The following is a 12,661-nucleotide window of genomic DNA, read 5'->3' as shown; positions in this document are numbered from 1 at the left end:
CGGTAGACATTGTGTCTACTCGGCGTCGTCCCCCGCCAAGGGATTTACACGAGCGCCGGGCCACCGCCGGAGGAAGGGGCCACGTCAGTGCAGCCATCGGGAGACCGCTCCAACCGGGTCCGGGCACTGCTGAGCGGAACGTGCGCCGTGGCGCTCGCCGCCGTGGCGCTGGCCGGCTGCAGCGGCTCCGACGGTGCCGGGAGCGGCACGGCCGCCGCGGACGCGGCCAACGGCGGGCAGACCGTCGCCGCGGCCCCGCCCGGCAAGTACCGCGTGCTGCCGGAGCCGTGCGGCTCGGTGTCCGCCGGCACCATCGCCTCACTCGTGCCGAACGCGGCCGATCCCGACGGGGAGGCGAGCGTGACCTTCGACACGGACCGCAAGGTCGGTTGCAAGTGGACGGGGCGCACCGCCCTCGGCAACCGCTACCTCCAGATCGACCTGGAGCGCGTGGTGTCGTACGACTCTGCGGTCAGTGACGACGACCAGGCCGCGACCGACTACCGCACCCGCGCGACGGACGCCGGCATCCCCCTCGCGCCCGCCGACGGCGGGCCGGGGGCGCCCACTCCGCCCGGCGCCCCGACGTCCTCGACGAGCCCCAGTTCGACCGGGGTTTCCGCACCGCCGAGCAGCAGCCCGTCCGGCATCCCGCAGGACGTCGCGCCGCGCTTCCTGGACGGCCTCGGGGACGACGCCTTCCTCGACGACGCGCTGCGCACCCGGGACTCCGGGGTGCACCGCGACGTGACCGTCGTCTTCCGGATCGCCAACGTCCTGGTGACCGTCGGCCTCTCCCAGTGGTCCACGGACAAGTCGGTCGAACCGCCCAGTCCGGACCTGCAGGCCGGTGCCCGTCAGGTGGCCGCGGAACTGGCAGATCAACTGGACGAATGAGGCGATCCGCGTAGTCTGGCCGTTTGTGCCACGCCAGGACACGCGGAAAGTGAGCGAAGGATCCATGCACCGATCAGCCCCCCGTCTCGCCCGTCTGCTCGCCTGTGCGGCCGTGCCGGTGACGCTCGTCGCCGCCTGCTCCTCCGGCTCGGACTCGCCGAAGGGGACCGCCGGCGCCGACAAGGCGGCACCCTCCGCCTCCCCCTCGGGATCGCCCACGGCCTCCGCCTCACCGGCCGTCGCCCCGGCGAAGTACACGCAACTGCCCGCCGCCTGCAAGGCCGTCGGCGCCAGGACCGTCGCCTCACTGGTCCCGAAGGCGAAGAAGGCCGCCGGCACGCCGGCCGGCTCCGGCTCCGCCGACGAGCGCGGCGGCTGCTCCTGGAACGGCCTGAACGGCTACCAGTACCGCTGGCTGGACGTGTCGCTCCAGCGCTACGACTCCGTGGCCGGTCTCGGCTCCGCCGAGCAGCAGGCCACCAGGCGCTACAACGAGCTGGTCGCGCAGGCGAAGGCCGCCAAGGGCGCCACGAGCGAGACCGTCACGGCGTCCGGCACCTGGGACACGGGCACCGCGGTGACCTCCAAGGCCACGAAGGACAAGGAGGAGTACCAGGACGTCACGGTCGTCGCACGCTCCGGAAACGCCGTCGTCGCGCTCTCCTACAACGGCGCCGGCCTGGAGGACGCCAAGACCCCCAAGGCCGACGATCTCCGGAAGAACGCGCTCAAGGCGGCCAAGGAAGCCGTCGCCTCGGTCGCGGCGGCGAACGCGTAACAACTCCCCTCTCGCCGTACCGATTCACCACGTTTGTGCGACAAGCCCATTGACCCGTGTGGCAGGCTGGGCAGGCCAGTTTCCGAGCCTGGGAGGGTCGCGGGTGTCCGCGATACGCATGAACCGGACGCACCGCATCCTGGTCGGTGTGGTGGTCGCCGGAGCGGTGATCATCGCAGCGATCGGCTTCGCGGGCTCGTACGCGGCGGTGCGCGAACTCGCGCTCGCCAAGGGATTCGGCTGGTTCGCCAACGTCTTCCCGATCGGTGTCGACGCGGGGATCGTGGTCCTGCTCGCGCTGGACCTGCTGCTGACCTGGCTGCGCATCCCCTTCCCGCTACTGCGCCAGACCGCGTGGCTGCTCACCGCGGCCACCATCGCCTTCAACGGTGCGGCGGCCTGGCCCGACCCGCTCGGCGTCGGGATGCACGGCATCATCCCGATCCTCTTCGTGGTGTCGGTGGAGGCGGCCCGGCACGCGATCGGCCGGGTCGCCGACATCACCGCCGACAAGCACATGGAGTCGGTCCGGCTCGCGCGCTGGCTGCTGGCGCCGCTGCCGACCTTCCGCCTGTGGCGCCGCATGAAGCTGTGGGAACTGCGCAGCTACGACGAGGTCATCCGGCTGGAGCAGGAACGTCTCGTCTACCAGGCCCGGCTGCGGGCGCGCTACGGCCGCGCCTGGCGCCGCAAGGCCCCGGTGGAGTCGCTGATGCCGCTGCGGCTCGCCCGCTTCGGCGTCCCCCTCACCGAAACCGGCCCCGTCGGGCTCGCCGCGGCCGGCATCGAACTCCCGGCGGTCCCGGCGGTCCCGGCGCCCACCGCGCTGCCCGCCCCGGCCCCGGTCGCCGCCCAGGCCCCGGCACCGGAGGCCGCCCCGTACGCCGAGGAGTACCCGGTCCCGGAGCCCGCCCCCGAACAGGCTCCCGAGCCGGCGCAGTTCGCTCCCGCGCCCGCCGTACCGTTCCAGGCACCGGCGCAGCCCCAGCCCCAGCCGCAGGCCCCGGTCGCCGCCCAGGCCCCGGCACCGGCGCCCGCTCCCGCGCCCGTCCCGCAGCCCGAACCCCTCACCGCACCGGTCGGCGCGGGCAACCGCCGGCGCAACCTCGCCGACGGCAGCGGCGTGATCCCCACCCCGCGCGTCGAGTACGCGCCGGAGCCCGAGCCGGAGTACTTCGCCGAGCCGGAACCGGAGCCCGTCGTCGAGGACATGGGCCGCGAGGAACTGTACGACCGGGCCTTCCGGGCGTACCACCAGCAGTTCGGCGCCTTCCCCAACGCCCGCCAGTTCGGCCTGCTGCTGCAGGACCGGTACGGCATCTCCAGCCCCAACGGCGGCCCGCTGAGCGAGAGCACGCTGCGCCCCTACGTCCGCGAGCTGCGCCGCCGGCTCGAGCTCGACGGCCAGTACGCCTCCTAGGGCGTGGGGGCGGGGGTGAGCGCCGCGACGACGTCCGCCGCCGCCAGCAGCCGCACCCGCGCCGCGTCCAGCCCCGCCGGGTGGAGGGCGAACACCTCGGCGCCCTCCGGCAGTTCGAGGTCGCCGCGGAGCAGCCAGGCCAGCCGCGCCCGGCCGAGCTCCTCGCGCGCGTCAACGCCGTCAGCCCCGTCGGAGCCGTCCGCGTCGGGCGTGCCGATCCGGGCCGCGAACCCCGCCACCGGCTCCCCGGCACGGCGCCGGTAGGCGGTCAGCGAGCCGTCCGCGTGCCGCAGCAGCACGGTGGCGGCGCGGGCCGCCGCCTGCCACACGGCCAGTTCGCCCAGGCCCACACGGGCGCCGGAGGCGAACAGGGCGGTGAGGCTCCTGGCGAGCAGGGCGAGGTCGTCCCCGTGCCGTGCGACCGAGTGGTCGGTGCCGGTCACGCCCGAGACCACGTCCAGCCACCGCATGGTGCGGTTCACCACGTCGACGACCAGCGGCACGCTCGCGAGGGCCCGGCCGGTCAGGTCGTAGCGCTGCTCCACGGCACGGGCGTCGAAGACCGGCCCGTCGTCGCCGGGCAGGTCGCGGGCCATGAGCCCGGCGAACGCCTCGGGCAGTGCCTCGAACGGGACGTTGTTGAACGAGAAGACCACCGCCACCACATGGCGGACCCCGGCGGCCGCCAGCGCGTCCAGGTCGAGGTCGACGAACTCCGCCGCCCCCTGCGGCGCCGGGGCGCTGGTCAGGTCGCCCGAGTGCACGGCGGCGTCCGCCCCGAACCGCAGGCGGGTGTAGTCGCAGTGGCCGACCGCGTTCCACTCGGCGTCGAACAGCGCCGTGGACAGGTCCAGGTCGGTCCGGCCGGATTCCTCGCTCTCCATCCAGTGCAGGAACAGCCGCAGGCTCCTCCCGTCGGGGACGGGCAGTTCGCTGCCGCGCGGCAGCGTCACCAGGGCCCGAGCGGCCGTGCGCTCGGTGAACGGCGCGATCAGTCCGTCCAGGCCGGCGTCCACGACGGCGACGTCGGCTGCCTCCGCCTCCGCCGCCCGCCGCAGCACCTCGGCCTCCAGCAGGGCGACGGCCCGCCCGATGACGTCCGCCCCGATCGGCAGCCGGTCGTCCTGCGCCAAATGCACCTTGGCCGTGCCGCCCTTGGGGAAGAACACGCGTGTGGCCGCCGCGCGGGGACGGCTGCGCAGCTCGCCGAGCGCGGACAGCAGCACCGCGGGCGTCACCCGCGCCACCACGGGCTCCAGCGCGGACAGGACCGTGTCCGCGTCCTCGGCGGCGGACAGCCGCAGCAGGTGGTCCAGGCGGCGCACGAACTCGCCCGGCCGCTGCGCCAGCAGCGCGACGGCCGCCGGCACGTCCATGGCGTCCAGCGCGGCCTCGACCCGGCTCGCCCAGCCGCGTACCCGGACCGTGGTCCCGGTCGCGTCGACCCGCGCGTCCGAACCGGCCGCCGTCCGCAGGGTCGCGGTCAGGGCGTCGCCGTCCGCGAGCCGGGTGTCGCGCAGCGCCGCGACGGCCAGCGCCGCCCGGGGGAAACGGTCCGCGTACTCGAAGGGGTGCAGCAGTTCCGCGACCCGCAGCCACGCGTGCCGGTACCGGCGCATGTCCTGCACGGCGAGGTCGGGGGCCAGCCCCTCCAGCACGCCGAGCAGGGCGCGGCGCAGCGGCCTGGGCACCGAGACGAAGCGCGGCAGGTCGACCAGGCCGGGGTCGCCGCCGGAGCGCACGGCGAGCAGCCGCAGGATGTCGGTCGCCGTGTCGATGCGGGCCGTCACGGCGGGGAGGGTCGTCCCGTACGCGCCGGCGTCGTCCAGCAGCCGGGCCAGGACGCGCGCCTTGGTCTCCCGGCCGGGGATGTGCTCCGGCAGCCAGGACACATCTGCCGGGTCGCGGGTCTCCGTCAGCGCGAGGAGATCGTCGGCGTCCTGCGGGCTCAGGGCTCTGGGCCGGGCGAGGAGCCCGTGGATCTCCCGCACGGCGTCCGCGTCCCGGGCGGCGAGGTCGCCGCCGTGGTGCAGTACGCGCAGCCGCTCGGGGAGGGCGCGCCGGCGGCCGCCGAAGCGGCGCGGCCGGCGGGGCCGCAGGAAGGGGTCGTCCGCGTCGATCCGGCGGTGGCAGACCGGGCACGCGGAGAGGTCCGCGCCGTCGAAACAGCTCCGGCACACCAGGTGCGCGCAGGGCGATACGGCATGGACGGAGCCCTCCGTGCCGCACCGCACGCACGGCTGCTCCGGGTACTGGAAGAGCACGGTCAGCACGCGCTCGACGTAGAAGGCGAAGGTGTCCCGGGGCGTGCTCGCCGGGAAGTCTCGGAACAGCGGCACGTGGGGCCGGTCAGCGCCCAGCGCCTGGTCGATGTCGGCCAGCAGCGCACGGCCCGCCGCGGTCAGCGCGGTCTCGCCGCGCCCGGCGAGCGCTTCGCGCAGGGCGGACGACATCAGGTAGCCGCGGTCCAGCAGATCGGCCTCCAGCAGCGCCACCCCGGCGGCGGTGCCGAGCGACGCCCCCGCCGTGGCGGCGGGCAGGTACACGGCTCCGCGGCGGGCGAGCATGACGGCCGCGAGCGGGCGCGGAACGTGCGTGGTGGCTGCGGTGGTGGTCGTGAACATCGCTGTGTCTCCCCCTGGTTGACCTCAGGGCGGGAAGTGGGCGCGCTGAAGTCCATCGCAGGAATGCGACGTCGCAGTGAGAAGGAAGTACGCCCGTGAGCCGCCCCGGGTCCGGTCCGGTCGCCGGACCGGTGACGCCGGTTGCGTGCGCGGGGCGGGAAGGGTGCGCACTTTTTAATCCGTGACAGGGAAGAGAAGGAAGCACGCCAGGAGCCGCCCCGCGCTGGACGACCATAACGCGCCGCACACCACGGCGCGTTCGAATTTTCTGGCTCGTGCACGCGCAAAGGCGGCGGGTGGCCGGGCCACCCACCGCCTCCGTCTGCGTCCGCGTAAGCGCGTGTTCTCGCTCAGCTCGCCGCGAGCAGCTCCCGTACCCGCTCCTGGCCCACGGCCAGCAGCAGGGTGGGCAGCCGCGGACCGGTGTCCCGGCCGACCAGCAGGTTGTAGAGCAGGGCGAAGAACGAGCGCTGGGCCGCCTTCAGCTCCGGCGTCGGCTTGGCGTCCGGCGCGAAGCCCGCCTGCGTCTTCGGCACGCCGTAGACCAAGGTGGTCAGCCCGTCCAGCGACCAGTGCTCGGGCAGCCCGTCCACCAGCAGCTTCAGCGCCTCGCGCTCCTCGCCGGACAGCGCGGCCAGGGCCGCCGCGTCGGGCTCGGTGCGGACCTGGGTACGGGCCTCCGGCTCGACGTGGGTGTTGACCCAGTGCTCGGCGCAGTCCAGCCGCGGCCGGGCGTCGTCCAGGGAGGCCAGCGGCCGCTCCTGGTCGAGGTCGCGCAGGATGCGCAGCGTCTGCTCCTCGTCGCCGGTCGTGATGTCCACGACCGAGGCGAGGGTGCGGTACGGCAGCTTGTGCCCGGTGGTCGGGAGTTCCCCGCTCGCCGTGCGCGCGGCCCGCGAGTGCACGGCGACGTCGACCGGCGCGGCCGTGCCCTCGGCGACCTTGCGCTCCAGCGCGTCCCACTCGTCGTAGGTGCGGGAGATCTCGTCGCCGAAGGAGATGTTGAACGCCTGGTTCGGCCGGCGGCGGGCGTACAGCCAGCGCAGCAGCTGCGGCTCCATGATCTGCAGCGCGTCGGCCGCGATCGGCACACCGCCCTTGGAGCTGGACATCTTGGCCATGCCGCTGATGCCCACGAAGGCGTACATCGGGCCGATGGGCGGCTCGGCGCCGAAGATCTCGCGCACGAGCTGCTGGCCGACCATCCACGAGGAGCCGGGCGACTGGTGGTCGACGCCGGACGGCTCGAAGTCCACGCCCTTGAAGGCCCAGCGCATCGGCCAGTCGACCTTCCAGACCAGCTTGCCGCGGTCGAACTCGCTGAGCCGCACGGTCTCGCGGTTGCCGCAGGCCTGGCACTCGTAGGTGAGCTCGGTGGTGTCGTCGTCGTAGGCGACGACGGTGGTCAGGTCCTTGTCGCAGGCCGAGCAGTAGGGCTTGTACGGGAAGTACTCGGGGGCCTGCTCCAGTGAGGCCTCCTCGTCGTCCTGCTCCTCGCCGCCCGCCTTCTTCTTCGTCCGGTAGCGGCCGAGCACCTCGTCGATCCGCCGGCGCTCGCGCATCGCGTGCAGGATCTGCTCGCGGTAGGTGCCGGAGGTGTACTCGACGGTCTGGCTGATCTCGGTGACCTCGACGCCGAGCGCCGCCAGCGCCTCGCGGAAGGGCGCCTTGAAGTGGTCGGACCAGCTCGCGTGCGGGCTGCCCTCGGGCGCCGGGACGGCGGTCAGCGGCTTGCCGATGTGCTCGGCGTACGACGGGTCGTAGCCGGCCGGGACCTTGCGGTACCGGTCGAAGTCGTCCCACGACAGGATGTGCTCGCAGGGCACGCCGCGCCGCTTGATCTCGTCGGCGACCAGGTGCGGGACCATGATCTCGCGGAGGTTGCCCAGGTGGATCGGCCCGGACGGGCTGATTCCGGAAGCGACGACGATTTTCTTGCCCGGAGCCCGCCGCCCGGCTTCCGCAATGACGTCGTCCGCGAAGCGGGCGACCCAGTCGGCCTCGGTGCTCTGAGCCACTGTCTCGACTTCCTTCCACCAGTGCAGCGGGTAGCTCGGTACCCGGCAATTGTCCCAGAGAAAAATGAGTGGTAGCGCGTGGGATACTGAGGGTTGATCTCTGATCCCTCTCAGGAAGCACCCATCCCATGGCCTCGGTCAACTCGCTTTCCGCCACGATCCAGCAGCGCGTCGCTGACGCCCTCGGTGCCGACCCGCTGCTGCGACGTAGCGACCGGGCCGACTTCCAGGCCAACGGTGTGCTGGGCCTCGCCAAGCGGAACAAGGCGAACCCCCGCGAGCTGGCCGCCGAGGTCGTGGCCGCTCTTCCGGCGGACGACGGCCTCATCGCCGACATCGAGGTCTCCGGCCCCGGCTTCCTCAACATCACCGTCGCCGACTCCGCGATCACCCGGACGCTGGCCGCCCGGGCCGCCGACGACCGGCTCGGCGTGCCCGCCAAGGCCGACCCCGGCATCACGGTGATCGACTACGCACAGCCGAACGTGGCCAAGGAGATGCACGTCGGCCACCTGCGGTCCTCCGTGATCGGCGACGCGCTCGTCAAGATCCTGGAGTTCGAGGGCGAGACGGTGATCCGGCGCCACCACATCGGCGACTGGGGCACCCAGTTCGGCATGCTCATCCAGTACCTGGTCGAGCACCCGCACGAGCTGGACCACGACTCCGCGGGCGGCGCCGGCGACGAGGAGGCCGGCGAGGCCTCCATGTCGCGCCTCAACCGGCTCTACAAGGACTCGCGCGCCCTCTTCGACGCCGACGACGACTTCAAGACGCGGTCACGGAACCGGGTCGTGGACCTGCAGGCCGGCGAGCCGGAGACGCTGGCGATGTGGCAGCGGTTCGTCGACGAGTCGAAGATCTACTTCAACTCGGTCTACGACAAGCTCGACATCGCGATCCGGGACGAGGACGTCGTCGGCGAGTCCGGCTACAACGACATGCTCGTCGAGACCTGCACGCTGCTGGAGAAGTCCGGCGTCGCCGTGCGGTCCAACGGCGCGCTCTGCGTCTTCTTCGACGACATCAAGGGCAAGGACGGCGAGCCGGTCCCGCTCATCGTGCAGAAGGCCGACGGCGGCTTCGGCTACGCCGCGACCGACCTGTCGGCGATCCGGAACCGCACCGCCGACCTGCGCGCGAACACGCTGCTGTACGTGGTCGACTTCCGGCAGGCCCTGCACTTCAAGATGGTCTTCGAGACCGCCAAGCGGGCCGGCTGGCTCACCGACGAGGTCAAGGCGCTCCACATCCCGTTCGGCGCGCTGCTGGGCAAGGACGGCAAGCCGTACAAGACCCGGTCCGGCGAGTCCTTCCGGCTGGTCGACCTGCTGGACGAGGCGGTGGAGCGGGCGGGCGCGGTCATCGAGGACAAGAGCGGCGGCCTCCTCACCCCCGAGGAGATCGCCGACCGGGCCAAGGAGGTCGGCATCGGCGCGATCAAGTACGCCGACCTGTCCACCTCCCTCGGCCGGGACTACGTCTTCGACCTCGACCGGATGGTCTCGCTCAACGGCGACACGAGCGTGTACCTGCAGTACGCGTACGCCCGTACCCAGTCGATCCTGCGGAAGTCGGGCGACGCCAAGCCGGTCGCCCACCCCGAGCTGCCGCTGGCCCCGGCCGAGCGCGCGCTCGGGCTGCTGCTGGACGAGTTCGCGGAGACCCTGGCGAGCGTGTCCGAGACGTACGAGCCGCACAAGCTGGCCTCGTACCTCTACGCGCTGGCCTCGACGTTCACCACGTTCTACGACCAGTGCCCGGTCGTGAAGCCGGAGCCCGCTCCGGACGTCAAGGAGAACCGGCTCCTGCTCTGCGACCTGACCGCCTGCACCCTGCGCCAGGGCATGGCACTGCTCGGCATCCGCACCCCCGAGCGCCTCTGACGCACCCCGCGTCCGCACGACGGCGGCCCCGGGAAGAGCAACCGCTCTCCCCGGGGCCGCCGTTGTCAGTGGTCACCCCTACATTCCCGACCATGGCGACGCTCCCCAACCAACTCCCCAAGCTCGCGCAGGACCCGACCGGCCGGTGTCTGGGCCTCGACCTCCCGCCCGGCAGCCTGGTCGACGCGACGTGCGACGGCCCCTGGCACGCACCGTTGCTCTGGCACGCGGACGGGCCCGCCGCGCCCGACGCCTGGGAGCGGCTGCTGCCCGCGCGCATGTCGGCGGGCCTGCATCCGGTGCTGCTCTCGATGGCCCCGGTCATGCCCGCCACCAGGGAGTTGTCCCCCGGGATGATGTCGTACCCCGGCGACCACGACGCCGAGGACGTGCTGGCCGGCTTCTGGGGCTTCGAGGAGGATTTCGACACGCGCGACGCCGAGATGGTCGCCCCCTTCGGCCGGGAGTGGCCCGGCCTCGCCCCGGCACGGGAGTTCGAGGCCGACCCGGACGTGAGGGCGGCGGAGGTCGCGGCGTCGGTGATCGGTGCGGGACGGCTCGAGGATCCCCGCGTTGCCCTGGTTCCGGCCCGGCGCAGTGCCGACGTGCCCGCGGCCATGGGCTGGGCCGGCCCGCTCAACCACGAGAACGACGTGGGCCGGCTCTGCGCCGTGCTGCGTTCCTGGGAGGACCGCTTCGGCGTGCGGGTCGTGGCCCTCGCCTTCGACGTCCTGGTGCTCTCCGTGGCCGCACCGCCGGCGGACCTGGCGGAGGCCGAGGCGACGGCCGCCGAGCACTTGGCCTTCTGCCCGGACAACATCACCCAGGGCAGCGGTTCCCTCCACACGTACGCGAAGTCCTTGCTGGGCGAGGTGTGCTGGACCTTCTGGTGGGACTAGCGGCCGCCCGGGCACAAGGCGGGGGCGCCCTCCCCCGAGTCGGAAGGGCGCCCCTGCGATGTCATCCGTCAGCGGTGGTGACCCCAGCGGTGGCCCCAGTGGTGACGACCGTGGTGACGGTGGTGACGGTGGTGGCCCCAGCGGTCGTGGCGGTGGCCCCGGTCGCGACCCCAACGGTCGCCGTAGTCGTTGCCACGGTCGCCGTAGCCGTTGCCACGGTCGTGCGTCACGTGAGCTGCCGCCTTGGGCGCCACCTCGGTGGCGGCGCTGGCAGCCGTGGCGCCACCCATCAAAACGGCGGCCGCGACACCCAGCGCGGCGGCAAATCGGGAAGCCCGCATTGCGGTCTCCTTTCTCGGCGGCGCTTGCGCGTCCGCCCCGGTTTGGACAACCCGATACTTCCCGGCGATATGCCCCTTTCATTCGGGATAGGGGGCAAACCCACTTGATGTAACGAAATATCACCTTGGCGGGAACCGGAGTACGGCGTGGCGGCGTCCCGCGTGCCCAGGCACCCCTCCGGTCGGCGTCCGCGACGGAAAACCCCTGGTGGCGGGCTTGGAGCGGCCCTCGCGCGGTGCCCGCACGCCCGACCCCGCGCACAGGTGTCCGGACCCGGTCGGGCAGCACGGGGCCTCTGCGGGGCCTGTGGCGGACCGGGCGGCGCGGGCCGGGGCGCAGTGCAGCGCGAGCGCCACGACGGCGACGCTCCCCAGGGCACGGCAATCCCGCGGGCGCAGGAGCGCGCCACGCAGGCCCCGAAGCGGACGACGCCCGCCCGGGTGAGCACGGCCACGGCGACGCCCGGCCCGCGGCTGACGCGCCAGGGTGCTGCTCCGCTTTGCGGGGGCCTTGCGGCCCCCCCCTGCCGCGGCGGCGCATGCGGCACGGCCCCAGCAGCACTGCGGTCTGTCGATGCCGACGCAAAACCCGCCGTCCAAGGGCCCGTTGGCCCGGCGCGCCGGGCCCCGCGCGGTCAGAGCTGCTGCGCGACCTCGGTCGCCCAGTACGTGAGGATCATCTGGGCGCCGGCCCGGCGGACCGAGGTCAGGGTCTCCATGATCGCGCGGTCGCGGTCGATCCAGCCGCGCTCCGCGGCGGCCTCGACCATCGCGTACTCACCGCTGATCTGGTAGGCCGCGACGGGCACGTCCACCGACTCGGCGACCTTGGCCAGCACGTCGAGGTAGGGCAGCGCGGGCTTGACCATCACCATGTCGGCACCCTCGGCGAGGTCGAGCGCGAGCTCGCGCATCGACTCGCGGAGGTTGGCGGGGTCCTGCTGGTACGTCTTGCGGTCGCCGGTCAGGGACGAGCCGACGGCCTCGCGGAAGGGGCCGTAGAAGGCGGAGGCGTACTTGGCGGTGTAGGCCAGCACGGAGACGTCCTGGTGGCCCGCGGCGTCCAACGCGTCCCGGATGACGCCGACCTGGCCGTCCATCATGCCGCTCGGGCCGACGACGTGGACGCCGGCGTCCGCCTGGACGCGGGCCATCTCGGCGTAGCGCTCCAGGGTGGCGTCGTTGTCGACGCGGCCCTCGGCGTCCAGGACGCCGCAGTGGCCGTGGTCGGTGTGCTCGTCCAGGCACAGGTCGGACATGACCACCAGCGCGTCGCCGACCTCGCTGATCACGTCGCGGATGGCGACCTGCAGGATGCCGTCCGGGTCGGTGCCGGGGGTGCCGATCGCGTCCTTCTTCTCGTCGAGCGGGACGCCGAAGATCATGAAACCGCCGACGCCCGCCTCGACGGCCTCGACGGCGGCCTTGCGCAGGGTGTCGCGGGTGTGCTGGACGACGCCCGGCATGGTCGACAGCGGCACGGGCTCGTGAATGCCTTCACGAACGAACACCGGGAGGATCAGCTCGGCGGGGTGGAGGCGGGTCTCGGCGACCATGCGGCGCATCGCCGGCGTGGTACGCAGGCGGCGCGGGCGCGCGCCGGGGAACTGACCGTAACGAGTACCGCTTCCGCTCATGACCGTGTCGCGCCTCTCCATCGCCGGGGCTTCCGTTCACCACCGTACGCCCGCGCCGGGGGTGCTCTTCCCGACCGGATGTCGGGCCGTACCGGGCCTCCGGGCGTACGCCCGCGGGGCGGCCGGCCGCGCGGGCCGGCCGCCCCGCGGGTGGCGTGGAG

The 12,661-nt window shown here is 73.1% G+C and carries 9 protein-coding genes; 5 read left to right on the top strand and 4 right to left on the bottom strand.

The window, feature by feature from the left end; translation table 11 throughout:
* Positions 1-87: 87 nt before the first annotated feature.
* The 3 genes from ACIP98_RS11890 (at position 88) to ACIP98_RS11880 (ending at position 3,095) form a co-directional block, all read left to right on the top strand.
* Positions 88-897 (top strand): hypothetical protein, encoded by an 810-nt coding sequence (locus tag ACIP98_RS11890; RefSeq protein WP_401975272.1) that lies wholly within the window; start codon positions 88-90, stop codon positions 895-897.
* Positions 898-961: 64 nt separating this feature from the next.
* Positions 962-1,675 (top strand): DUF3558 domain-containing protein, encoded by a 714-nt coding sequence (locus tag ACIP98_RS11885; protein ID WP_319665642.1) that lies wholly within the window; start codon positions 962-964, stop codon positions 1,673-1,675.
* Between the two features lie 118 nt (positions 1,676-1,793).
* Entirely contained in the window at positions 1,794-3,095 is a 1,302-nt protein-coding gene (locus ACIP98_RS11880; RefSeq protein WP_401975618.1) for a DUF2637 domain-containing protein, read from the top strand.
* Here the strand turns inward: ACIP98_RS11880 and ACIP98_RS11875 are convergent.
* A complete protein-coding gene (locus tag ACIP98_RS11875) occupies positions 3,092-5,719 on the bottom strand; it encodes an MXAN_6230/SCO0854 family RING domain-containing protein (RefSeq protein WP_401975270.1) in 2,628 nt (875 codons plus the stop codon). The genes ACIP98_RS11880 and ACIP98_RS11875 overlap by 4 nt on opposite strands.
* 350 nt (positions 5,720-6,069) lie before the next feature.
* Entirely contained in the window at positions 6,070-7,737 is a 1,668-nt protein-coding gene (lysS, locus tag ACIP98_RS11870) for a lysine--tRNA ligase (protein ID WP_319665644.1), read from the bottom strand.
* A gap of 128 nt (positions 7,738-7,865) precedes the next feature.
* Between lysS and argS the strand changes: the two genes are divergently transcribed.
* Both argS and ACIP98_RS11860 read left to right on the top strand, forming a co-directional pair.
* The gene (gene argS / locus ACIP98_RS11865) at positions 7,866-9,623 is read left to right on the top strand and encodes an arginine--tRNA ligase (RefSeq protein WP_401975267.1); all 1,758 of its coding nucleotides are present in this window, start codon (positions 7,866-7,868) and stop codon (positions 9,621-9,623) included.
* A gap of 92 nt (positions 9,624-9,715) precedes the next feature.
* Positions 9,716-10,522, top strand: coding sequence for a DUF4253 domain-containing protein (locus ACIP98_RS11860; protein ID WP_401975266.1), 807 nt, complete (start codon positions 9,716-9,718; stop codon positions 10,520-10,522).
* Between the two features lie 68 nt (positions 10,523-10,590).
* Here ACIP98_RS11860 and ACIP98_RS11855 read toward each other — a convergent pair whose 3' ends face one another.
* Both ACIP98_RS11855 and hemB read right to left on the bottom strand, forming a co-directional pair.
* The gene (locus tag ACIP98_RS11855) at positions 10,591-10,863 is read right to left on the bottom strand and encodes a hypothetical protein (protein WP_319665647.1); all 273 of its coding nucleotides are present in this window, start codon (positions 10,861-10,863) and stop codon (positions 10,591-10,593) included.
* A 635-nt stretch (positions 10,864-11,498) separates the two neighbouring features.
* Positions 11,499-12,500, bottom strand: coding sequence for a porphobilinogen synthase (gene hemB, locus ACIP98_RS11850; RefSeq protein WP_319665666.1), 1,002 nt, complete (start codon positions 12,498-12,500; stop codon positions 11,499-11,501).
* Positions 12,501-12,661: the final 161 nt, after the last annotated feature.

Origin of the sequence: Streptomyces sp. NPDC088354 (assembly GCF_044753585.1) — a bacterium.
Lineage (GTDB): Bacteria > Actinomycetota > Actinomycetes > Streptomycetales > Streptomycetaceae > Actinacidiphila.
Note: the sequence above shows the minus strand (reverse complement) of the source record. Positions and strands in the feature narration are given on the sequence as shown.